Consider the following 21,360-nt stretch of genomic DNA (forward strand, 5'->3'; position numbering starts at 1 on the left):
CATTGATGGCTCGATGAAAGTAACATAGTCAATCTTGACTAAGCAAGATCAAACTAAGTTCATCCGGCACGATCGGGCGACGGGCGCACGACTCCCCCGACCGTCGGGTCGTGCACGCGGAACACCGTCGTGCATGCGGGGCACGACGGGGCGGAGGTGGGGGCGGGGTCAGGCGGGGATGGAGCGGAGCGGCCAGGCGGGCCACCAGCCGTCGTCGAGCCCGCGCAGCAGGGCGGCCGCGCGCTCTCGCGCCTCGGCGGGCATCTCCGGCCCAGGACCGGAGCTGCTCTCCCGCCGCTCGCCGTCCGGCGACCGGATCTCCGTGTACAGCCACGCACGGCGACCCACGGGGTACTTCTCCCGGAAGCCCCCGGCGGCGACCGACAGCACGATCCACTCCAGCTCGTCCGCCGCGGTCTCGGCGGTCTCGTCGCAGGCATCGCAGATGCACGAGGGCACGATCGCGTGGAAGTGGGCACCCGCATCGATGCGGACGGAGGGAACGCCCGGCGTGATCGTGATCTGCGCACCGCGCGCCGGTTCGAGCACGACGTGCTCGGTTCCGCCCTCCCCCCTCTCTCGCCGCACCTCGACCTCGTACTCGCGACGGAGGTGCTCGATGAGCGCGTCGACCACGAGGGACAGCGGTGCGAAGCGCTCCAGGTGGGATTCCCGGGAGTACGACTCCTCCGGCGCGATGCCGTCGGGCCAGCGGTGCCCGTAGGGGATCCCCTCGCCGCGGTCGTCGTGGAAGGTCAGGATCGGGAGAGCAGGCCGGACATACGCGCGCGCCGGGACGACGACGACCGCGGGAGCCGAATCCTCCGCGGACAGCGCCCTCATCTCCGCATCATCGATGTCGTCCTGCTCCCACGGAGCGAGCATCTGCAGGAACGCATCCCGCTGGCCGGGCTGCTGCACCATCCCCTGCACGAGACCGGCGACCGGGATCGAGAGGGTGTTGGTCCCGATCTCCGGCTCACTCGTCATCCGCCATGTCGCGGCCGGGTGCACGACCGCGATGACGTTTCCCACGAACCGCGCCGCCCCCGCGGCCAGCGTCTCGCTCTCGAGGACCTCAGGATGACCGGCGACGAAGTCCCACGTCACCCCGAGATCGACGGCGAGCAGCGCGGGGTCGACCTCGTGGCCCCGCGCGAACTCGGCGAAAGGCTCGAAGCCGTCGACGAACCGGACCGGCCCCGGAGCATCCGCCTGCGGGGGCATCCACACGACCGCGGCGGCACCCGCCTCGGGCATCGGGCCGAGGGGACCGGGGAACACCGCACTGCTCATCGACCGAGCGTACCGAGCGGGGTCACCGCGGCGCGTGGGCCTCCAGGAACTCGTACACGTCGGTGGTGTCCACGCCGGGGAAGGCGCCGGTGGGCAGGGTCGCCAGCAGCGTGCGCGGGGTCTTCACGTTGGGCCACGACTGTTCGCGCCACCGCTCCTCCAGCTCCGCGGGGGCACGGCGGCAGCACACCTCGACCGAGTGCTTCGAGACGCCGCGGTGCGGGGTGTCGCGGCCCACGAACCACTTCGTGTCGTCGAACCGCACCCCCACGCTGACGGAGTGCAGCCCCTCGCTCGACGCCTCGACCCGGGCCGTGCACCAATAGGTCCCGTTGCCCGTGTCCGTGTACTGGTAGTACGGGTTGAAGCGGTCGTCCTCGTCGAACACGACCCGCGAGGTCCACCGGCGACAGCACATCTGTCCCTCGATCGCGCCCAGCCGATCGGTCGGGAAGTTCACGTCGTCGTTCTCGTACGCCTTGGTGATGGTGCCCGACTCGTGCACCTTGAGGAAGTGCACCGGGATGTCGAGGTGCCGTGTCGCGAGGTTGGTGAAGCGGTGCGCGGCCGTCTCGTACGACACGGAGTAGGCGTCGCGGAGGTCCTCGATCGAGATCGCACGCCGCTGCTTCGCGTCCTTGAGCGTCGGCACGACGTGGGCCTCCGGGATGAGGAGGGCGCCCGTGAGGTAGTTCGTCTCGACGCGCTGCCGCAGGAACTCGGCGTAGCTGCGCGGCTCGGCGTGCCCGAGGATCCGGCTCGAGAGCGCCTGCAGCACCGCCGTCCGCGCATCACCCTTGGCCGGGACGCTGCTCGACAGGTAGAGCCGTCCGTGGGCGAGATCGGCGACGCTGCGGGTGGTCTGCGGCAGGTCGGCGGCGTAGTGCAGCGTGAAGCCGAGGTAGGCGGCGATCTCCGAGGCCGTCCGCTGCGTGAGGGGTCCGCCCGGGTGCCCGACCGCGGCGAGGATCTCCGACGCCTTGGCCTCCAGGTCGGCGAAGTGGTTGTCCTGCCTCCGCATCAGGTGCCGCAGCTCCACGTTCGCCCGCCGCGCCTCCTCCGGCGTGGCCGCCCGCTCGTCCCGCAGCCGGTCGATCTCGCCGTGGAGGGCGAGCATCGCCTTCAGCGCATCGGTCGGCACGGTCTTCGCGATGCGGAACGGATCGATGCCGAGCGCCCGGAACGTCTGGCCCTTCATCGCCCGCTCCAGCGCGACCTCCAGGCTGCTGCGCTCGTCGAGCGGCTCGCCCTCCAGCAGCGCGTCGATCGTGACCCCGAGCACTCGCGCGATCGCCTGGAGCTGCGTGAGCTTGGGCTCGCGCTTGCCGGTCTCGATCATCGACAGCTGGCTGGGAGCGCGGTCCACCGCCGTCGCGAGCTCTTCGAGGGTCATCCCCTGAGCGGTGCGCAGCTGACGGATCCGTCGCCCGATCGTGAGGGCGTCGGTGTCTTCTGCGGCCTCGGTGCTGGTCATGGCGGGGATTCTGTCACGAAAACAGAAAGAAGGGCAAACTTCTCCTTCGATCCGGCCGAGAAGAGCGCCGAAGTTCACACAGAGTGGGACCACGCCACCGGCACCGACGCCGGTTCCATCCGAGGAGACACCATGACGAACACCGCATCGAACCCCACCCCGCGCCCCGCCGGCCTGCGCGCCGGCGACCAGGTTCAGACGGCGGCGGAGCTCCAGGAGATCTGGGACACCGACCCCCGCTGGGACGGCGTCGAGCGCACCTACTCCGCCGACGACGTCATCCGCATCCGCGGCTCGGTCCGCGAGGACGCCACCCTCGCGCACCGCGGCGCCGAGAACCTGTGGAACCTCCTGCACACCGAGGACTACGTCCGCGCGCTCGGCGCCTACACCGGCGGGCAGGCCGTGCAGCAGGTGCGGGCCGGGCTCAAGGCCATCTACCTCTCCGGGTGGCAGGTCGCCGCCGACGGCAACCTCGCCGGGCAGACCTACCCCGACCAGTCGCTCTACCCCGCGAACTCGGTGCCCGCCGTGGTCCGCCGCATCAACAACGCGCTGCTCCGGCAGGACCAGCTCGAGCACGCCGAGGGCGAGATCACGCAGGACTGGCTCGCCCCGATCGTCGCCGACGCGGAGGCCGGATTCGGTGGGCCTCTCAACGCCTACGAGCTCGCGCAGTCGCTCATCCAGGCCGGCGCCGCCGCGATCCACTGGGAGGACCAGCTCGCGAGCGAGAAGAAGTGCGGTCACCTGGGCGGCAAGGTGCTCGTCCCCACGCAGCAGCACATCCGCACGCTGAACGCCGCGCGACTCGCGGCCGACGTCGCCGGGGTGCCGACCGTGATCATCGCCCGCACCGACGCCCTGGCCGCCGACCTGCTCACGAGCGACGTCGACGAGCGCGACCGGGAGTTCACCACCGGCGAGCGCACGACCGAGGGGTTCTACCGCATCCGTCCCGGCATCGAATCGGTCATCAGCCGTGGGCTCGCCTTCGCGCCCTACGCCGACCTGCTGTGGGTCGAGACCGGGGAGCCCGACATCGAGCTCGCCCGGGAGTTCGCCGCGGCGATCCACGCCGAGTTCCCCGGCAAGCTCCTGGCCTACAACTGCTCCCCGAGCTTCAACTGGAAGCGCCACCTGTCGGACGCCGAGATCGCGACGTTCCAGCAGGAGCTCGCCGACCTGGGCTACAAGTTCCAGTTCATCACGCTGGCGGGCTTCCACGCCCTGAACCACTCCATGTTCGACCTCGCCCGCGGCTACGCCGAGCGCGCCATGAGCGCCTACGTCGAGCTGCAGGAGGCCGAGTTCGCCGCCGAGGCCGACGGCTACACCGCCACCAAGCACCAGCGCGAGGCGGGCACCGGCTACTTCGACGTGATCTCCACCGCGCTCAACCCCGACAGCGCGACCCTGGCCCTCGCCGGCTCCACCGAGGCCGCCCAGTTCCACTGATCCCCACCTCTGCAAAGGATCCGCATCATGACCACTCCCACCGCTCCCCCGACCACCGCCCCGATCCCGACGACCCGGCAGGGACCTGCGATCGAGGTCACCGGACCGATCCGCGACCGCTACGACGAGATCCTCACCCCCGCGGCGATCGCCTTCCTCACCGAGCTGCACCACCGCTTCGCCTCTCGCCGCCACGACCGCCTGGCCGACCGCCTGCGCCGCCGCTTCGAGATCGGCAACGGCCACGACCCGCGCTTCCGTGACGACACCGCGCACATCCGCGCCGACGCCGACTGGCGCGTCGCGGGTGCCGGGCCCGGGCTGGAGGACCGCCGCGTCGAGATCACCGGGCCCACCGACCCGAAGATGACCATCAACGCCCTCAACTCGGGCGCCCGCGTCTGGCTCGCCGACCAGGAGGACGCCACGAGCCCCACCTGGAAGAACGTGCTCGAGGGGCAGCTGTCGCTGCGCGACGCCATCCGCGGCGAGCTGTCCTTCACCTCCCCCGAGGGCAAGGAGTACCGCGTCACCGCCGAGCGCACGCCCACGATCGTGATGCGCCCGCGCGGCTGGCACCTGCCCGAGAAGCACATCGGGTTCATCGACCGCGCCGGCCGCCGCACCTCGGCCTCCGGCTCGCTGGTCGACTTCGGCCTCTACTTCCTGCACAACGCGCAGGCGCTGATCGACGGCGGCCGCGGGCCGTACTTCTACCTCGCCAAGCTCGAGTCCAGCGAGGAGGCGAAGCTGTGGGACGACGTGTTCTCCTTCAGTGAGGAGTACGTCGGGATCCCGCACGGCACCATCCGCGCGACCGTGCTGATCGAGACGCTGCCCGCCGCGTTCGAGATGGACGAGATCCTGTACGAGCTGCGCGACCACTGCGCGGGCCTCAACGCCGGTCGCTGGGACTACATCTTCTCCATCATCAAGAACTACCGCGGGCGCGGAGCCCGGTTCGTGCTGCCGGACCGCAGCGAGGTGACGATGACGGTCCCGTTCATGCGGGCGTACACCGAGCTGCTGGTGCAGACGTGTCACAAGCGCGGGGCCTTCGCGATCGGCGGCATGAGCGCCTTCATCCCCAACCGCCGCGATCCCGAGGTCACGGCGCGCGCGGTGGAGAAGGTGTCGGCCGACAAGAAGCGCGAGGCCGGTGACGGCTTCGACGGCACCTGGGTCGCCCACCCCGACCTCATCCCCACGGCGCAGGCCGAGTTCGACGCGGTGCTCGGCGACCGTCCGAACCAGGTCGACCGGCAGCGCCCCGAGGTGCACGTCACCCCCGAGGACCTGCTCGACCTGCACATCGGGCGGCCGATCACCGCACAGGGCGTGCGCGACAACGCGTCGGTCGCGATCCGCTACCTGGAGGCGTGGCTGCGCGGGCTCGGAGCGGTGGCGATCGACAACCTCATGGAAGACGCGGCGACCGCCGAGATCAGCCGGTCGCAGGTGTGGCAGTGGATCCACCAGGACCGCACGACGCAGGACGGCACCCCGATCACGGTCGAGTACGTGGAGGGGCTGATCGCGGAGGTGCTGGACGGGGTGGACTGCCGCGACGGGGACCGCTTCGACGACGCGGCCGAGATCTTCCGCGAGGTCGCCCTGCAGGAGGAGTTCCCCGCGTTCCTCACCCTCGGCGCGTACAGCCGCTTCCTGATCGACGAGGACTGAGCGCGGAACACGGGTGCCGCGGGTCGAGAGGCCCGCGGCACCGGTGCGTCCGGTGCGGCCCCGGTCGTCCGGTGCGGGCGTAGCCTGGACCCATGAGCGACGTGTGGACCGGCATCGCCGAGGAGTTCCTGCACCTGTATCCGCGCGGCCGCCGGCTGTTCGCGGTCGCGGGAGCCGATGCCGAGCGGTCGCGCCTCGCCGCCGATGCGCTCGCCACCGCGCTCACCGCCGCGGACCAGACGGTGGAGCGCGTGCACCTCACCGCGGTGGACGAGACGGCGCTGCGTGCCCTCATCATCACACCGTTCCGCACCGGCAGCGCGGACGGCACCATCCTGCTCGTCTCCGGTCCCGCCGCGGTGGTGTCGCCCACGGCGCGTGGCCTGTGGAACTCCGTGCTCTGGCAGCTCGCCGGGGAGGAGCCGCCGCACACGGCCGCGAACGCCCTCGTCGACCTCACGGATCCCGCGCACCCCGCCCGCCGCTTCGCGGACTACTGCGCGGTGCCGTCATCCTTCGAGACCTGAGCCCCCGGTTCGCGCGCACGAGGGCCCGACACCGCACGGTGTCGGGCCCTCGGCCGTGCGGCGGGGATCACTCCTCTCCGGGTTCCGCGTCGAGACGGGCGCGCACCTCCGCGTCGAGCACGAGGTCGGCGGCACCGAGAGCCTCGTCGAGCTGCGCGACGCTGGAGACGCCGACCACGGGGATGACGGGCACCTCGGCGCCGAGCAGCCACGCGAGGGCGACCTGGTTCGCGGTCGCTCCGAGCTCCGCGGCGACCTCGTGCAGCAGCGCGCGGCGGACGTGACTGGAGGGGTGGTCGACGCCGCCCCACAGCGGCTTGTCCACCCGGGCGATGGCGCCCTGGTGCAGCGGTGAGTACACGGTGATCGCGAGCGGGGGTCGCTCGTCCGTGCCGGTCGAGGCCGCATAGCTCAGCAGCTCGGGCGTCACGAAGTTGTTCCGGCCGAGCCGGGGCGCCGGATACAGATAGCTGTACTGCTGCTGCACGACGCCGTACGGCGCGACGCCCTGGCGCTGGGCCTCCTCCCGTGCCTCCACCACGCGCCAGGTGGGCACGTTGGAGATGCCAGCGATGCCGACGAGCCCCGCGCGCTGCAGTTCCCCGAACGCACCGACGGTCTCGGCGAGCGGCACCTCGGTGTCGTCCACGTGACCGTAGAGCACGTCGATGCGGTCGATGCCGAGCTGGCGCGCGCTCTCGGGGCCCTGCCGCCGGATGACCTCGGCCGACAGCCCCTCGAAGTTCGTCGGAGGGGTGTTGGACAGCGGCTTCGCCGGATCCTTCTGGGCGGCGCCGATCTTGGTCGCGATGCGGACGTCGTCGCGGTTGCCTCGGTCGTGCAGCCAGCGGCCGAGGAGCTGCTCGCTCTCGCGCCCGTGACCTCCCGCCCAGAGGCTGTAGTTGTTCGCGGTGTCGATGAACGTGCCACCGGCCTCGACGAAGCGGTCGAGGATGGCGCGCGAGGTCTCTTCGTCGGTGCGGGTGCCGAAGTTCATGGCACCGAGGCAGAGCGTGGAGACGTCGACAGACGTGCGGCCGTCGGAGAGGGTGCGGTACTGCATGAGGGTTCCTTTCTCGGGGACGGCTCCACGCTAGAGAGCTATCGGTCCGGCGCTACACTCCAATCACGATGCAGAACACCAGACCGATTCTCGCGTGGGAGACCCTGATCGATCTCGGCTCCGACGTCGAGGGCGGCCTGCTGCGCGATCGCGTGGAGTCGGCCCTGCGCCGCGCGATCGATGACGGACGCCTCACCCCCGGCGCCGCGCTGCCGCCGAGCCGGACCCTCGCCGAGACGCTCGGGGTCTCGCGCTGGGTCGTGACCGAGGCGTACGGGCAGCTCGTCGCCGAGGGAGTGCTGGAGGCACGGACCGGTTCGGCGACGCGCGTCGCGGAGAGCCTCGGAACTCCTCCTCCCCCGCAACCCGCGGGTGCACGGCGACCCGGCCACCCCGGGCGCACGGGTACCACGGGTGCGCGCGAACTCGCGCCCGCGGCCGACACCGCGACCGAGTCCCACACCGCGACGCGGGCACCGGCGCGCTACGACCTGCGGCCGGGCATCCCCGACCTGCGCGCGGTGCCGCGTGCCCGCTGGTCGTCCGCGCTGCGGGCGGCCCTGACCGCGCTGCCCGACCGGGAGCTCGCCGCCGCACCGACATCGGGGCATCCGTCCGCGAGGGCGGCCGTCGCGTCGTACCTGGCCCGCTCGCGGCACGCGGTGGCCGACCCCGACCACGTCATCATCACCCACGGGGCGACCGACGCGATGGACCTCCTCACGCGCGAGCTGCACCGGCGCGGCCACCGCACGATCCTGGTGGAGGACCCGAGCTGGTCGCGGTTGCGCGTGCAGGCGGAGCAGAACGGACTGCGGCCCATCCCGGTCCCGGTCGACGCGGAGGGCATCGACACCGACAGCCTGGTCGAGCTCGCCGCGCAGACCGGTGCCCGCGCGGCGCTCGTGACGCCCGCCCACCAGTTCCCGCTCGGCGCCGCCCTGTCGCCGGCGCGGCGCGAGCGCCTGGTGCGCTGGGCCCGCGCCGCCGATGCGCTGCTGATCGAAGACGACTACGACGCGGAGTTCCGCTACGACCGGCGCCCCGTCCCCGCCCTGCAGCGCCTCGCTCCAGATCGGGTCGCCCTGATCGGGTCGCTGTCGAAGTCGGTCTCCCCGGCCCTCGGCGTCGGGTGGATGCTCCTGCCGTCCGACCTCGCCCCCGCCCCCGCCGCAGGACCCCCGTCGCTCGTCGACCAGGCGGCCCTTGCGCACTTCCTCACGCGCGGCGACTTCGAGCGGCATCTGCGATCCTCGCGCTCGCGGTTCCGCCGTCGACGGCAGCGCCTGCTCGACGCGCTCGACCGGGAGCTGCCGGGCCTCGAGGTCTCCGGGATCGCCGCGGGGATGCACCTCGTGCTGCGGCTCCCCCCGCGGTGCACGGCGGCAGAGGTCGTGTCGGCGGCGGCGGGCCTCGGCATCGCGCTCACGCCGCTGCAGCGGTACGCCGTCGCCGTCACACCGTTCGAGGCACTCCTGCTGGGCTACGGCAACCTCGACGACGCACTGGTGGAGGAGGCCGCAGCACGGCTCGCCCTGGTCCTCCGCTCCGTGCGCTCCTGACCCCCGCTCAGTGGAACGGCGCGGCCACGGAGTTGCGGTGGTAGTCGAACACGATGCTCGTGCGGGTCGAGGCGACGCTGCTCTGCGCCGACAGGTGCTCCAGGACGAACTCGCGCATCTCCGACGAGTCCGCGACCGCGATGTGCAGCAGGAAGTCGTCGTCGCCGCCCAGGAAGAACACCTGGATCACCTGCGGCAGGGCGCGCACCCGGTCGGCGAACTCCACGATGCTCTCGCGCCGGGCGCTCGGGCGCAGGCTCACGCCGATGATCGCCTGGAGTCCCGCGCCCAGCTGCCGCTCGTCGACGCTGGCGTGGAAGCCGGTGATCACGCCGCGGTCGACGAGGGCGCGCAACCGGGCGTGCGCGGTGGAGGGCGCGACGCCGAGGCGCGCCGCGAGCTCGGCGTTGGTCATGCGGCCGTCGACGGTGAGCAGCTGCACGATGCGGGCATCGGTCTGGTCGAGCGCCGGTGCCCGAACGCTGTTCGGCTCGGGGGCGGAAGACGTGGTGGCCATACGAAGCATTATTCAGGATTCTCGCGATGGCCGAATTGCCTTCATCAAATCTGTCCCTTCCTCGACGTTTCTGCGATTCTGGTCTGCGCCTACGCACCCCGAGACCAGGAGGATCGATGAAGATCGGCGTCCCGACCGAGATCAAGAACAACGAGAACCGCGTCGCCCTCACTCCCGCGGGCGCGGATCGCCTGGTGCACGAGGGCCACCGCGTGCTCGTGCAGTCGGGAGCCGGCATCGGCTCCAGCATCGCCGACGACGACTACCGCGCGGCGGGCGCCGAGATCGTCGACTCCGCCGAAGAGGCCTGGGGCGAGGCCGACCTGCTCATCAAGGTCAAGGAACCCGTCGCCGCGGAGTACGGCTTCCTGCGCGACGATCTCACCCTGTTCACCTACCTGCACCTGGCCGCCGACCGCCCGCTCACCGACGCCCTCGTGGCCGCGGGGACCACGGCCGTCGCGTACGAGACGGTGCAGCTGCCCGACCGATCGCTTCCCCTCCTCGTCCCCATGAGCGAGATCGCCGGACGCCTCTCGGTCACCATGGGCTCGTACTCGCTGCTGCGGTCGCAGGGCGGCCGCGGCATGCTGCTGGGCGGGATCGCCGGGACACCGCGCGCCAAGACGGTCGTCATCGGCGGCGGCGTGGCCGGAGAGCACGCGGCAGCGAACGCGCTCGGCCTCGGCTCGAAGGTCACGGTGGTCGACATCTCCCTGCCGCGCCTGCGCGAGCTCGAGCACCGGTACGGCGGCGCGCTCGAGACCCGCGCGTCGAGCCGCTACGACATCGCCGAGGAGCTCGCCACGGCCGACCTCGTGATCGGCTCGGTGCTGATCCCCGGGGCCGCCGCGCCGAAGCTCGTGACCGACGACATGGTCGCGGGGATGAAGAAGGGCTCGGTGCTGGTCGACATCGCGATCGACCAGGGCGGCTGCTTCGAGGGCTCGCGGCCCACCACGCACGACGACCCCACCTTCGCGGTGCACGACTCCATCTACTACTGCGTCGCGAACATGCCGGGAGCGGTTCCCACGACGGCGACCCGCTCCCTCACCAACGCCACGCTGCCCTACGTGTCCGCGATCGCGGGCAAGGGCTGGGAGCGCGCGGCCGCCGAGGACGCGGCGCTGGCGAAGGGGCTCAACGTCCAGGGCGGACGCATCACGCTCGAGGCCGTCGCCCGCGCCCACGGCCTCGTGGACTGACCTTCCCGACCCGAAAGAACCGCGGATCTTGGCCGGTCCCCACATGTCGACCGCCGTGGCGACGCGAGTACGCTCGTAACCGTGACCGAACGCGCTCCTCTCTCCCGCAAACTGTCCGCCATCGCCGAGTCCGCGACGCTCAAGGTCGATGCCAAGGCGAAGGCCCTCAAGGCCGAGGGCAAGCCCGTCATCTCGTATGCGGCGGGCGAGCCCGACTTCGCGACGCCGCAGTTCATCGTCGACGCCGCCGCCGAGGCCCTCGCCGACCCGGCCAGCTACCGCTACACCCCGGCTCCCGGACTGCCCGCGCTGCGCGAGGCCATCGCCGCCAAGACGCTCCGCGACTCGGGACTAGAGGTGTCGCCCAGCCAGGTCATCGTCACCAACGGCGGCAAGCAGTCGGTGTACCAGGCCTTCCAGGCGGTCGTGAACCCGGGCGACGAGGTGCTGCTGCCCGCCCCGTACTGGACCACGTACCCCGAGGCCATCCGACTCGCCGACGGCACGCCGGTCGAGGTGTTCGCGGGCGCCGACCAGGAGTACAAGGTCACGGTCGAGCAGCTGGAGGCGGCGCGCACCGAGCGCACCACCGTGCTCGTGTTCGTGTCGCCGTCGAACCCCACCGGCTCGGTGTACACGGCCGAGGAGACGAAGGCCATCGGCGAGTGGGCCGTCGAGCACGGCATCTGGATCATCAGCGACGAGATCTACCAGAACCTCACCTACGAGGGCGTGAAGGCCACGTCGATCGTGGAGGCCGTGCCCGCGGCCGCGAACCAGACGATCCTCGTCAACGGCGTCGCCAAGACGTACGCCATGACCGGGTGGCGGGTCGGCTGGATGGTGGGCCCGGCCGACGCGATCAAGATCGCCGGCAACCTGCAGTCGCACCTCACCAGCAACGTGAACAACGTGGCGCAGAAGGCGGCGATCGCGGCGCTCAACGGCCCGCAGACCGAGGCCGAGCAGTTCCGCGAGGCGTTCGACCGGCGTCGTCGCCTCATCGTGTCGGAGCTGTCGAAGATCGACGGCCTCGTGGTGCCCAACCCGCTCGGCGCGTTCTACGTGTACCCCGATGTGCAGGGCCTGCTCGGTCGCACGTGGGGCGGGGTGACCCCGACCACGTCGCTGGAGCTCGCCGACCTCATCCTCGACCAGGCCGAGGTCGCCGTGGTGCCCGGCGAGGCGTTCGGCCCGTCCGGCTACATCCGCATGTCGTACGCGCTCGGCGACGAGCAGCTCCTCGAGGGCGTGCAGCGCCTGCAGCGACTGTTCTCCTGACCGACACCCCGAGACCCGCCTCGCCGCTCCCGGCCGGGCGGGTCTCGTCGTCTGTCCCGGTGCTGCGCGCGGGTCAGTCCTCGGGGTGGAAGCCGATGAGCCAACGGATGCCGTAGCGGTCGACGAGCGTTCCGTCGTGGTCGCCCCACGGCCGCCGCTGCAGCGCATCGATCACGCGCCCGCCGGCGGCGAGCTCACCGAACCAGCGCGTCAGTGTCGCCGCATCCGCCGTTCCGAGGAGCGACAGGAACATGCCGCTCATCTGCACCGCGTCGTCGTCGGCGCCCGCATCCGCTCCGGCGAGCTCGACCGGGCCGCCGCTGAGCTGCCCGTGCGCGACGGCGTCGCCAGGACCGTCGTGGCGACCGGCCTGCGCGTAGTCCATCAGCTGCAACTCACCCCCGAACACGTCGCGGTAGTGGCCGAGGGCTTCGGCGGCGGTGCCGGGGAACAGCAGGTACGGGATCAGTCCACTCATGCGGCGAGTGTACGACGCGGGTCGGACGCCCTAGAGGTCGACGCCGAGCAGCACGGGCTCCGGCTGCAGCACCAGCCCGAACTCGGCGTGCACGCGGCTCTGGATGAACCGCGCCAGCTCCGCGACCTCCGCCGCCGTCGCCCCACCGCGGTTGGTGAGGGCGAGGGCGTGCTTGGTGGAGACCGAGGCGCGCGACCGCGGGAGCTTGAAGCCCTTACGGATACCCGCGTGTTCGATCAGCCAGGCCGCGCTCACCTTCACGTCGGGCGCCTCGGCCCTGGTCGGCGGCACGTACCCGTCGTACGACGCGAGCGGGATGACCGTCACGGCGTCGAGGTCGGGGGCCACCGGCCAGCGCGGGCACTCCGGGGGCAGCGTGCGCGCCTGCGCAGCCGTCACGATCGCGTTCTGGAAGAAGGAGCCGACGCCGTGCGTATCGGGGTCGTGCTCGTCGAGCAGCATGCCCTTCGACCCGCGGGTCGCCAGGATGCGCTCCCGCACCCAGGTCAGCGGCACCGGCGCGTCGTCGGTCAGCCCGAGCGCGCGACGGAGCTGCTCACCGCGCACCACCCGCTCCCCCGCGACCAGCAGGTCGACCGTCACCGACAGGATCACGGCGCGGCGCTTCGGCTCGCTGCCGTGGTGATGCTTGAGCACCGAGGTGCGGAAGCCCAGCCCGAGGTCCGCCGCGGGCACGGTCGAGATCTCACCCGTGGACTCGTCGATCAGCTCGACCTCGACCAGCGTCTCCTGGATCTCCTGGCCGTAGGCGCCGATGTTCTGCACGGGAGACGCACCGACGGTCCCCGGGATGCCGCTCATGGCCTCCAGGCCGGCGTACCCGTGCTCGACCGCGTAGGCGACGAGGTCATCCCAGCCGTGGCCCGCCTGCACGCGCAGCCGGATACGACCCGCATGCGGCGAGGGGAGCTCCTCGATCCCGGTCGTGCGGACGCGGATGACGGTGCCGTCGAACGGCTCGTCCCCCACGAAGAGGTTGGAGCCGCCGCCCAGCACCAGCCACGGGTCGCCCCGCTCCCAGGTCTCGCGGAGCGCCTCGACGAGACCCTCGGTCGTGGTGGCGTCGAACATGCGCTCGGGGGCGCCGCCGGTGCGCAGCGTCGTGAGCTCGGCCAGCCGCAGGGGTTCGACCTCTCTCATCGGACGGCGACGCGCAGCTGCGCCTTGACGAGCACGCTCGTGTCGTCGAACGTGACCTTCAGGTCGATCCGCGCGGTGTCGTCGTCGACCGCGCCGACCGTCGCCGCCACATGGATGTCGGCACCGTCCACCGGGTCGACCACGACGGGCTTGGTGAAGCGCACGCCGTAGTCGACGATGCGGGTGGCGGGGTCGAGCGCGGCCACGACCACCGACGAGGCGATGCCCATCGTGAGCATACCGTGCGCGAGCACGCCGGGGAGCCCGACCGATGCGGCCACGTCGTCGCGGTAGTGGATGGGGTTGAAGTCTCCAGAGGCACCGGCGTAGCGCACCAGGGACTCGCGGGTGAGGTGCACGGTGCGCTCGGCGACCACGTCTCCGACGGTGAAGCCCATCAGGCGTCCTCTCCCTCTTCCGCGCCGACGAGCAGCACGGTGGTGGCGGTGACCACGTGCGCACCCTCGTCGTCGACGATCTCGGTCTCGCTCGTGATCATGGCGTTGCCGCCCATCATGCGGATGCCGGTGACCCGCAGCTGTGCGGTGAGCTCGTCGCCCGCCACGATCGGCCGCGAGTAGCGGAACCGCTGCTCCGCGTGGACCGTGCGCGACAGCTCGATCCCGGCGTTCTCGTCGCCCAGCAGCTGCTGGAGCGTGAGGTCCTGGATCACCATCGCGAAGGTCGGCGGGGCGACCACGTCGGCGTAGCCGGCTGCGCGGGCCGCCTCGACGTCGGTGTGCTGCGGGGCGTCGGCGAAGACGGCGCGCGCGAACTCGCGCACCTTCTCCCTGCCGACCAGATAGGGGGCGGTCGGCGGGAACTCCCGGCCGATCAGATCTTGGTTGACTGCCACCCCTCGATCCTACCGAGGGGGTGGACACCGGACGCCCTCGCGACCGTCAGTCCTTCGATCGCGCCACCATGTTCAACGTCATCCGGCTGGGGACGACCTTCACCCGGGAGGTGTGCACGATCTCGCCGGAGCGGTCGAGAGCACGCTTGCGGATGACGATGAGCGGATCGTGCTCGGGGCGCGCGAGCCACTCCGCTGTCTGCGCGTTCGTGAACCCCACGTCGATCTCGCGGTACATCTCCGAGAACTCCACGCCGTATACGTCGCGGAGCACCTGGTAGGTGGAGGTGTCGTCGCGGATGTGCCGGTCGAATTCGGGGAAGCGGGTGAGGGAGTACCGGCTGTCGTCGATGGACAGCGGGATGTCGTCGAGGGCGAAGACGCGCACGAGACGGAACACCGGGTCACCCACCTGCACGCCGAGACGGCGCGCGCGCTTCTCGTCGGCGGGGACGGTCTCGGCGCGCATGATGCGACGGGACTTGACGCCGTCGGCGACGACCGTGTCGGCGAATCCGCCCAGCGTCATGGCTCCGATCACTTCGCGGCGCGGCGCCACGAACGTGCCGCGGCCCTGCTGCCGTCGCACGATGCCGAGGCTCTCCAGATCGGCGACCGCGCGACGCACCGTGATGCGACTGACGCCGAAGCGTTCGCACAGCTCCGGCTCGGACGGCAACCGCTCCCCTTCGCCGTAGGTGCCCGCGTCGATCTCGCGCAGGAGCAGCCCGCGGACCTGCTCGTGCAGCGGCGTCGATCCCACCCCCGGCGACAGCTGAGTCACGTCGAAGCCCTCCTCTCCGGCGCCGGATAGTGGCGCAGCATCTGCGCTCGCGCGTCGTCCCCGGCATGCACAGGGTATCCGAAGGCACCGCGCAGGGTGCAGGCGAGCGCCCCGCTCGTCGCGGCGACGTCGAGGCAGTCGCCGAGGTCGGCGCCGGCCGCCCGCGCCGCGAGGAACCCGGTGAGGAACGCGTCGCCCGCGCCGAGGGCGTCGACCGCGGTGACCGGGCGGATGCCGGTGCGATGCACGGACTGCGCGTCGAAGGCGAGGGATCCGCGGGCGCCCAGGGTGACCACGGCCGACCCGATGCCGCAGCGCACGGCGTAGCGGCCCAGTTCCTCGACCTCGGCATCGGAGAGTCCGCCCCCGGAGAAGAAGCCGACGTCGACGTGCGGTGCCGTGCTGCGGATCACCTCGGGTGACGCGTCGTCGGAGTAGTCGAACGACACCCGCGTCCCGCGCTCGGCGATGGCGGGCAGCTCGGGCTCCAGCGACGAGTACACCGACGTGTGCACGCGGGCGAAGCGGGCGAGATACTCGTGGTCGACCTCGCTCAGCCGCAGCCGCAGCTCGGATTGCACCCCGCCGCGGTTGGAGGCCACGAAGCGCCGGTCGCCGTCGTCGTCGAGGGCGACGAACGCCATCCCGTTGGCGCCGTGCACACGACGGACCCGGGCGGCGTCGACGCCGATCTCGTCGAGCACGCCGCGCACGTGGTCGGCGAACCGGTCGTCGCCCATGATGCCCATGAACGCGGCACTCCCCCCGAAGAACAGCCGGCTGTAGGCGGCGACGTTCAGGGCGTTGCCCCCGGGATAGGCGAGGTCCTCGTGCAGGTAGCAGTCGAGAACGTTGTCACCCACGCCGACGAGCGAGGGCGGGGGCACCGCGGCGAGCGCGGCGCGGAGGTCATCCACGTCCATGGTCATCCCTTCACGCTCCCCGCCGCGACGCCCGCCACGAAGTAGCGCTGCAGTGCGAGGAACACCACCACGATCGGGAGGGCGGCGATCGTCAATCCTGCCAGCAGCACCCCCCATTCGGTCGACAGCGAGTCCCGGAACGACATCAGCCCGGCGGGAATGGTGCGCAGCGCATCGGCGTCGATGTAGACGATCGCGAAGAGGAACTCGTTCCAGGCGAAGTAGCCGGTCAGCACGGCGGCCGTGGTGAGCACCGAGGCGCTCAGCGGGAGGTAGACGTGGCGGAAGACGCCGAACGAGCGGCAGCCGTCGATGGTCGCGGCGTCCTCCAGCTCGCGCGGGATCCCGAGGAACACCGACCGGATGAGGAGGATCGCCATCGGCAGCCGGAACGCCACGTAGGGCAGGATCATCGCCCAGGAGGTGTTCAGCAGGCCCATCGCGTCCAGCAGCCGGTACAGCGGGATCAGGCTCACCTGCGGTGCGACGACCAGGCCGCCCATGGTGATGATCAGGACGATGTTCGCGATGCGGCTCGACAGTCGCACCATGCCGTACGCGCACAGTGCCGCGATCGCCACCGTGGCCACCGTCGAGACGATCGTGACGACGACCGAGTTCACGAAGTAGTCGGAGATGCCGCGGTCCCAGGCGGCCGCGTAGTTCTGCACGAGCCAGACCGACGGCAGTCCCCAGGGGTCGGTGAAGATCTCGGACGACGACTTGAACGACGAGATGACCATCCACAGCAGCGGGTAGGCGATCACGACGGCGTAGATCACGAGGACGAGGTGGACGGGAACCTGGCGGAGACGTTCCGCCGGACGGAGCCGGGTGCCGCTCATCTCAGTCCCTCCCGCTTCGGAACGACACCATCTGCACGACCGACAGCACGAGGGTGATCACGAAGATCAGGCTGGCGATGGCCGAGGCGTAGCCCATCTGGTTCTGGAAGAAGCCCTGGTTGTACATGTAGGTCGCCAGCACCTGGGTGGTGTTGCCCGGGCCTCCCTTGGTGAGGATGTAGGGCTCGTTGAAGACCGTGAAGGCCCCAGAGACGGTGAGGATCATGGCGACGAAGATCATCTCCTTGGCCTGCGGCACGGTGATGCTGAAGAACTGGCGGATGCGGCCGGCGCCGTCGAGCGACGCCGCCTCGTAGTACTCCTCGGGGATCTGCTGCAGCGCCACGACGTAGAGCATGCAGACGTAGCCGATGCTCTGCCACTGCGAGACGCCGATGACCGCCCCCATGGCCGTGTCGACGTCGGCGAGCCACGCGGTCTGCAGGCCGCCGAGCCCGACGGCTTCCAGCAGGGCGTTGAGCAGTCCGCCACGGGCGTTGTAGACGAACGTGAACAGCAGCGCGATCACCGTCATGGAGATGACGGCGGGGAGGAAGTAGACGCTCCGCAGGAACGCGCCCATGCGCGGTCCCAGCAGCCGGGTGAGCCAGGCCGCGATCACGAGAGCGCCCAGCACCTGGCACACGATCGACACGACCGCGTACAGGATGTTGTTGCCCAGCGCGGTCGCGATCACGGGGTCCGACAGCAGGCGGGCGAAGTTGTCGAGGCCGACGAAGCGCATCTCACCGGCGCCGGCGCTGAAGGAGAAGAAGCCGAAGGCCGCGTTGGCGACCAGCGGGTAGTACACGAACACCCCGATCAGGATGATCGCGGGAAGCACGTAGAGCAGGTTCGACCAGGCTCGGGATCGTGTTCTCATCACGGTGTCTCTTCCGAAGTGGGAGGGGCCGCCGACGGCGGGCGACGGCGGCCCCGAGGCGGATCAGGAGGCGTCGCGCACCCGCGTCGCCGCCTCCTGCACGGCGGCCATGACACCCTCCGGGGTCTGCTGGCCGCTGAGCATCAGCTGCGTCTCGGACAGGTACGCCTGCACGATCTGCGGATCGTAGGCGTTGTCGAGCCAGGTGGTCATCGCCGAGGCGTCGACGATCCCCTGCGCGAGCTCCTGGGAGATCTCGGGCACGTCCGCCTCCTCCACGGCACCCTTCACCGGGCTCAGCTCCCCCGCCCGCTCGGCGTAGGCGATGCCGCTCTGCTTGCTGAGCAGGAACTCCAGGAAGCGCTGCGCCTCCTCCGGGTGCTTCGTGGTCTTCGAGATCGCGAAGCCCTCCGGTGCCCCCGTCAACTCCTCCGGGTCGCCCTTGCCTCCCTCGACGGCCGGGAAGTTGAACGTGCCGTACTCGAACTGCGCGTCGCCGAAGTACCCCACCTCGGCGCTCTGCATGTACATGATGGGCGCCTCCCCCGCGATCCACGCGTTGCGCGCGGTCTCGTGCCCGACGGCGGTGAGGTCGTCGTTCATGTACTCCGCCAGCTCCTGGAACCTCTCCAGAGCGGTCACGTACCCGGGGTCGGTGAACTCGCCGGTGGCGGGATCCTGATCCGCGGCGAAGACCTCCGGGTCGACCACGCGCTGGTTGAGCGTGCCCACGTAGTGCGCGATCGTCCACTGCTCCTGCGCGCCGTACTCGATGGGGGTCATCCCCGCGTCCTGGATCTCCTCCAGCACGTCGAAGAACTCGTCCCATGTCGTCGGCGGCTCGAGCCCCAGCTCCTCGAAGACGTCCTTATTGTAGAAGAACAGCTTCGACTGCATCCCCACAGGCAGACCGTAGGAGGTGCCGTCGACCTCGAAGGCCTCGAGCTGGCTCGGGTAGAAGCTGTCACGGAACGCGGTGTCCTCTTCGAGCCACGGCCCCAGGTCGAGCAGCGCGTCGTTGGCGACGAGCTCATCGACGAACGATCCGCTCCACGTGAAGAGCACGTCCGGGGCGTTCGCGGAGCCGGCGACGACCTTGACCTTGTCCTTGTAGGCGTCGTTGAGCACGCTCTCGACGGAGACGGTGATGTCGGGGTTTTCCTTCTCGAACTCCGCCACCATGTCGCTGTAGTACGAGTTCTTCGGCTCGTTCGGCCAGCGGTGGAAGAAGCTGATCTCCACCTGGCCGTCCGCGGCCTCGCTCTCGCCTCCGGCGCACGAGGCCAGGGGGACGACGAGGGCGACGGCGGCCGCAGCCGCCACGCCGATCCGGGTTGACGTTCGCATCATTGCGATCCTTTCGTTCCTAGTACTCCATGCGCCACATGTAGCGGCGCACGCTGAGGGGGTGACCACGGTGGTCGGCGAGCGCGTCCGCGTAGGCGCGCAGCACGATGTTGAAGAGCAGGTGGGCGAAGACGCCACGGACCTCGGGGGCGACGACGTCCAGGCCGAACTCCTGCGCGTCGAGCACCAGCACCCGCTTCGAGTGCTTCGTGACGAAGTCGACGGCGCGCTGCTCCACGGCGCGGGTCTCGTCGAGGCCGAGCAGCGCGATGAAGGGCACGTCCTCCTCGGTGATCTCGAACGGGCCGTGGAAGTACTCGCCGGCGTGGATCGCGGCGGAGTGCACCCACTGCATCTCCTGCAGCAGGCAGATGGCGAAGGAGTAGGCCGAGCCGAAGTTAGATCCCGCGGCCATGGTGTAGATCAGCGGCTCGCGGCGGGAGGCGTAGCCCCAGGCATCGGCGGCGGCGGCGTGCGCCTCGCGGGCTGCGGGAACGAGCGAGGGCAACTGGGCCACGGCGTCGTCGACGGCGGTCGCGATACCCGCCTGCTCGCGGTCGTCGAGGATGCCGGCGGCGAGGCGCAGGAGGAGCGCCGGCCCGACGTGGGCCTCGCTCTTGCCCTCGCCGTGCTGGTAGGCCACGACATGCTCCGCGGCCTCGGCCAACGGGGAGGCGGGGTCGAACGTGAAGGCGACGGTGAGGGCGCCGCGCTCGCGGGCGTGACGGGCGGCTTCGACCGTCTCCGGGGTGGTGCCCGAGTGCGAGCAGAGGAGGACGAGGGTGTCCGCGTCGACGCGGGACGAGGCGCGCGAGGTGAACTCGGCGGCGTTCAGGGCGGTCGCCTCGAGCCGGACGGCCTTCGTTCCGAAGAGGTACTCGATGGGCTGCATGACGGCGTAGGAGCCGCCGCAGGCGGTGAGCACGACGCGCGAGATGGTGTCCCGGGTCGCGATCGCCTGGCGAGCCGCAGCGAGCTGGTTCTCGATGGCGGCGGAGTCGACGAACAGAGCGGTGGCAGACAAGATGGTCCCTTCTGATGACCGGTAGCAAACATCATGACTTGTTATATGACGTCATGTGATGACTGACGTTAGCGAGAGACCGGTCGGCTTGTAAAGAGGTCTGCGGAAAATGGGTCGCAGAAAACCTCCCGGCGACGAAGGACCCTGTCGGCGCGGGTTAGGAGCCGGCGAGCGGAAAGCGCGGAATCAGGCGCGACGACGGCCGCGGACGGCCTTGATCGCCATCTGCACCGCGATCACCACGAGGTACGCGGCGAACAGGATGTTGCCCACGGAGGGGTTGACGATCGTCGCGAGCCACGCGCCGAGCGCGGTCGTCGTGCACGCCGAGACACCGATGAGCGCGGCGGCGAGCAGGTCGACGTTCCGGTTGCGGAGGTTGCCGACGGTGCCGGAGATCGCGGTCGGGATCATCATCAGCAGCGACGTGCCCTTGGCGACCAGGTCGCTGGTGCCGAACGCGAGCATGAGCACCGGCACCACGATCACACCGCCGCCGACGCCGATGAGTCCGGCGAGGATGCCGGTGCCCACGCCGACGCCGACCAGGGCGATACCGGTGAGCCAGGTCAGCTCGAACACGGCGTCCCGCGAGGGGATCACCAGGAACAGGCTCACGATCACCACGACCAGGAAGCCCACGAAGCCCCAGCGCAGCGCGGTCTGCGAGATGCGCGGGAGCAGGCGCGTGCCGATCTGCGCGCCCACCACGGCGCCCGCGGCGAGGATCAGGGCCGGGATCCATGCCACCGATCCGGTGGTGGCGTACGAGATGACACCGACGCTGGCGGTCGGCACGATCGCGGCCAGCGAGGTGCCGGCCGCGAGCCGCTGGTCGAAGTGCAGCAGGAGCACCAGGAGCGGGACGATGACCGTGCCGCCGCCGACGCCGAACAGGCCGGAGAGGAGACCGGCGAGCAGGCCGATGCCGATGAATGCCGTGTAGGCGCGAGGCCCGCGTCTCAGGGCCTGCGCGTCAGTCACCGGACC

At 70.6% G+C, this 21,360-nt stretch carries 21 protein-coding genes; 6 read left to right on the plus strand and 15 right to left on the minus strand.

Annotated features, from left to right (window positions below):
- Positions 1–168: 168 nt before the first annotated feature.
- Both ACFWCH_RS00980 and ACFWCH_RS00985 read right to left on the minus strand, forming a co-directional pair.
- A complete protein-coding gene (locus ACFWCH_RS00980; RefSeq protein ID WP_378802713.1) occupies positions 169–1,296 on the minus strand; it encodes a DUF6226 family protein in 1,128 nt (375 codons plus the stop codon).
- Positions 1,297–1,318: 22 nt separating this feature from the next.
- On the minus strand, positions 1,319–2,770 hold the full coding sequence (locus tag ACFWCH_RS00985) for an XRE family transcriptional regulator (protein ID WP_206252879.1): 1,452 nt from the start codon (positions 2,768–2,770) through the stop codon (positions 1,319–1,321).
- 132 nt (positions 2,771–2,902) lie between these two features.
- On the opposite strand from ACFWCH_RS00985, the gene aceA reads away from it, so the two are divergent.
- From aceA to ACFWCH_RS01000, 3 genes are all read left to right on the plus strand, one after another.
- A complete protein-coding gene (aceA, locus tag ACFWCH_RS00990) occupies positions 2,903–4,228 on the plus strand; it encodes an isocitrate lyase (protein WP_136029610.1) in 1,326 nt (441 codons plus the stop codon).
- Positions 4,229–4,255: 27 nt separating this feature from the next.
- A complete protein-coding gene (aceB, locus tag ACFWCH_RS00995) occupies positions 4,256–5,911 on the plus strand; it encodes a malate synthase A (protein WP_378802714.1) in 1,656 nt (551 codons plus the stop codon).
- Positions 5,912–6,003: 92 nt separating this feature from the next.
- On the plus strand, positions 6,004–6,438 hold the full coding sequence (locus ACFWCH_RS01000) for a hypothetical protein (RefSeq protein ID WP_136029614.1): 435 nt from the start codon (positions 6,004–6,006) through the stop codon (positions 6,436–6,438).
- 67 nt (positions 6,439–6,505) lie between these two features.
- On the opposite strand, the gene ACFWCH_RS01005 is transcribed toward ACFWCH_RS01000, so the two are convergent.
- Positions 6,506–7,501 carry an aldo/keto reductase gene (locus ACFWCH_RS01005; protein WP_378802715.1) on the minus strand — a complete coding sequence of 332 codons (996 nt, stop codon included), beginning with the start codon at positions 7,499–7,501 and terminating at the stop codon, positions 6,506–6,508.
- 68 nt (positions 7,502–7,569) lie between these two features.
- Here ACFWCH_RS01005 and ACFWCH_RS01010 point away from each other — a divergent pair, with 68 nt between their 5' ends.
- On the plus strand, positions 7,570–9,063 hold the full coding sequence (locus tag ACFWCH_RS01010) for a PLP-dependent aminotransferase family protein (protein ID WP_378802716.1): 1,494 nt from the start codon (positions 7,570–7,572) through the stop codon (positions 9,061–9,063).
- Positions 9,064–9,070: 7 nt separating this feature from the next.
- On the opposite strand, the gene ACFWCH_RS01015 is transcribed toward ACFWCH_RS01010, so the two are convergent.
- A complete protein-coding gene (locus ACFWCH_RS01015) occupies positions 9,071–9,589 on the minus strand; it encodes an Lrp/AsnC family transcriptional regulator (RefSeq protein WP_136028946.1) in 519 nt (172 codons plus the stop codon).
- A 107-nt stretch (positions 9,590–9,696) separates the two neighbouring features.
- Here ACFWCH_RS01015 and ald point away from each other — a divergent pair, with 107 nt between their 5' ends.
- On the plus strand, positions 9,697–10,788 hold the full coding sequence (gene ald / locus ACFWCH_RS01020) for an alanine dehydrogenase (RefSeq protein WP_378802717.1): 1,092 nt from the start codon (positions 9,697–9,699) through the stop codon (positions 10,786–10,788).
- Between the two features lie 81 nt (positions 10,789–10,869).
- Positions 10,870–12,069, plus strand: coding sequence for a pyridoxal phosphate-dependent aminotransferase (locus ACFWCH_RS01025; RefSeq protein WP_136035984.1), 1,200 nt, complete (start codon positions 10,870–10,872; stop codon positions 12,067–12,069).
- A gap of 73 nt (positions 12,070–12,142) precedes the next feature.
- Here ACFWCH_RS01025 and ACFWCH_RS01030 read toward each other — a convergent pair whose 3' ends face one another.
- The 11 genes from ACFWCH_RS01030 to ACFWCH_RS01080 all read right to left on the minus strand — a co-directional run bounded on the left by ACFWCH_RS01030 (position 12,143) and on the right by ACFWCH_RS01080 (position 21,354).
- Positions 12,143–12,547, minus strand: a complete 405-nt coding sequence (locus ACFWCH_RS01030) for a VOC family protein (protein WP_136028939.1) — start codon at positions 12,545–12,547, stop codon at positions 12,143–12,145.
- Positions 12,548–12,577: 30 nt separating this feature from the next.
- On the minus strand, positions 12,578–13,708 hold the full coding sequence (locus tag ACFWCH_RS01035; protein ID WP_378802718.1) for a UDP-N-acetylmuramate dehydrogenase: 1,131 nt from the start codon (positions 13,706–13,708) through the stop codon (positions 12,578–12,580).
- A complete protein-coding gene (locus ACFWCH_RS01040) occupies positions 13,705–14,106 on the minus strand; it encodes a MaoC/PaaZ C-terminal domain-containing protein (protein WP_136045895.1) in 402 nt (133 codons plus the stop codon). The genes ACFWCH_RS01035 and ACFWCH_RS01040 overlap by 4 nt, the downstream gene beginning before the upstream one ends.
- Complete coding sequence (locus ACFWCH_RS01045; RefSeq protein ID WP_136028932.1) at positions 14,106–14,564, minus strand: MaoC family dehydratase N-terminal domain-containing protein; 459 nt, start codon at positions 14,562–14,564, stop codon at positions 14,106–14,108. The genes ACFWCH_RS01040 and ACFWCH_RS01045 overlap by 1 nt, the downstream gene beginning before the upstream one ends.
- 46 nt (positions 14,565–14,610) lie before the next feature.
- Entirely contained in the window at positions 14,611–15,348 is a 738-nt protein-coding gene (locus ACFWCH_RS01050; RefSeq protein WP_136028931.1) for a GntR family transcriptional regulator, read from the minus strand.
- The gene (locus ACFWCH_RS01055; protein WP_247637658.1) at positions 15,345–16,277 is read right to left on the minus strand and encodes a PfkB family carbohydrate kinase; all 933 of its coding nucleotides are present in this window, start codon (positions 16,275–16,277) and stop codon (positions 15,345–15,347) included. The genes ACFWCH_RS01050 and ACFWCH_RS01055 overlap by 4 nt, the downstream gene beginning before the upstream one ends.
- Positions 16,274–17,116 (minus strand): carbohydrate ABC transporter permease, encoded by an 843-nt coding sequence (locus ACFWCH_RS01060; RefSeq protein ID WP_378802719.1) that lies wholly within the window; start codon positions 17,114–17,116, stop codon positions 16,274–16,276. The genes ACFWCH_RS01055 and ACFWCH_RS01060 overlap by 4 nt, the downstream gene beginning before the upstream one ends.
- Position 17,117: 1 nt before the next feature.
- Positions 17,118–17,999 carry a carbohydrate ABC transporter permease gene (locus tag ACFWCH_RS01065; protein ID WP_136028925.1) on the minus strand — a complete coding sequence of 294 codons (882 nt, stop codon included), beginning with the start codon at positions 17,997–17,999 and terminating at the stop codon, positions 17,118–17,120.
- A 63-nt stretch (positions 18,000–18,062) separates the two neighbouring features.
- Positions 18,063–19,349 carry an ABC transporter substrate-binding protein gene (locus tag ACFWCH_RS01070; RefSeq protein ID WP_378802720.1) on the minus strand — a complete coding sequence of 429 codons (1,287 nt, stop codon included), beginning with the start codon at positions 19,347–19,349 and terminating at the stop codon, positions 18,063–18,065.
- Positions 19,350–19,365: 16 nt separating this feature from the next.
- Positions 19,366–20,370, minus strand: coding sequence for an SIS domain-containing protein (locus ACFWCH_RS01075; protein WP_136028921.1), 1,005 nt, complete (start codon positions 20,368–20,370; stop codon positions 19,366–19,368).
- Positions 20,371–20,556: 186 nt separating this feature from the next.
- Complete coding sequence (locus ACFWCH_RS01080) at positions 20,557–21,354, minus strand: sulfite exporter TauE/SafE family protein (RefSeq protein WP_136028919.1); 798 nt, start codon at positions 21,352–21,354, stop codon at positions 20,557–20,559.
- Positions 21,355–21,360 lie beyond the last annotated feature (6 nt).

This window comes from Microbacterium sp. NPDC060132 (assembly GCF_042729675.1).
In the GTDB taxonomy this organism is placed as follows: Bacteria; Actinomycetota; Actinomycetes; order Actinomycetales; family Microbacteriaceae; genus Microbacterium; species Microbacterium sufflavum.

Excerpts from the sequence above, each read along its gene's own strand:
- ACFWCH_RS01010 (WP_378802716.1), top strand. The coding sequence starts at position 7,570 with ATGCAGAACACCAGACCGATTCTCGCGTGGGAGACCCTGATCGATCTC.
- ACFWCH_RS00985 (WP_206252879.1), bottom strand. The coding sequence starts at position 2,770 with ATGACCAGCACCGAGGCCGCAGAAGACACCGACGCCCTCACGATCGGG.
- ACFWCH_RS01015 (WP_136028946.1), bottom strand. The coding sequence starts at position 9,589 with ATGCTTCGTATGGCCACCACGTCTTCCGCCCCCGAGCCGAACAGCGTT.
- ACFWCH_RS01065 (WP_136028925.1), bottom strand. The coding sequence starts at position 17,999 with ATGAGAACACGATCCCGAGCCTGGTCGAACCTGCTCTACGTGCTTCCC.
- ACFWCH_RS01005 (WP_378802715.1), bottom strand. The coding sequence starts at position 7,501 with ATGCAGTACCGCACCCTCTCCGACGGCCGCACGTCTGTCGACGTCTCC.
- ACFWCH_RS01055 (WP_247637658.1), bottom strand. The coding sequence starts at position 16,277 with ATGACCATGGACGTGGATGACCTCCGCGCCGCGCTCGCCGCGGTGCCC.
- ACFWCH_RS01035 (WP_378802718.1), bottom strand. The coding sequence starts at position 13,708 with ATGAGAGAGGTCGAACCCCTGCGGCTGGCCGAGCTCACGACGCTGCGC.
- aceB (WP_378802714.1), top strand. The coding sequence starts at position 4,256 with ATGACCACTCCCACCGCTCCCCCGACCACCGCCCCGATCCCGACGACC.
- ACFWCH_RS00980 (WP_378802713.1), bottom strand. The coding sequence starts at position 1,296 with ATGAGCAGTGCGGTGTTCCCCGGTCCCCTCGGCCCGATGCCCGAGGCG.
- aceA (WP_136029610.1), top strand. The coding sequence starts at position 2,903 with ATGACGAACACCGCATCGAACCCCACCCCGCGCCCCGCCGGCCTGCGC.
- ACFWCH_RS01000 (WP_136029614.1), top strand. The coding sequence starts at position 6,004 with ATGAGCGACGTGTGGACCGGCATCGCCGAGGAGTTCCTGCACCTGTAT.
- ACFWCH_RS01040 (WP_136045895.1), bottom strand. The coding sequence starts at position 14,106 with ATGGGCTTCACCGTCGGAGACGTGGTCGCCGAGCGCACCGTGCACCTC.
- ACFWCH_RS01070 (WP_378802720.1), bottom strand. The coding sequence starts at position 19,349 with ATGATGCGAACGTCAACCCGGATCGGCGTGGCGGCTGCGGCCGCCGTC.
- ACFWCH_RS01060 (WP_378802719.1), bottom strand. The coding sequence starts at position 17,116 with ATGAGCGGCACCCGGCTCCGTCCGGCGGAACGTCTCCGCCAGGTTCCC.
- ald (WP_378802717.1), top strand. The coding sequence starts at position 9,697 with ATGAAGATCGGCGTCCCGACCGAGATCAAGAACAACGAGAACCGCGTC.
- ACFWCH_RS01030 (WP_136028939.1), bottom strand. The coding sequence starts at position 12,547 with ATGAGTGGACTGATCCCGTACCTGCTGTTCCCCGGCACCGCCGCCGAA.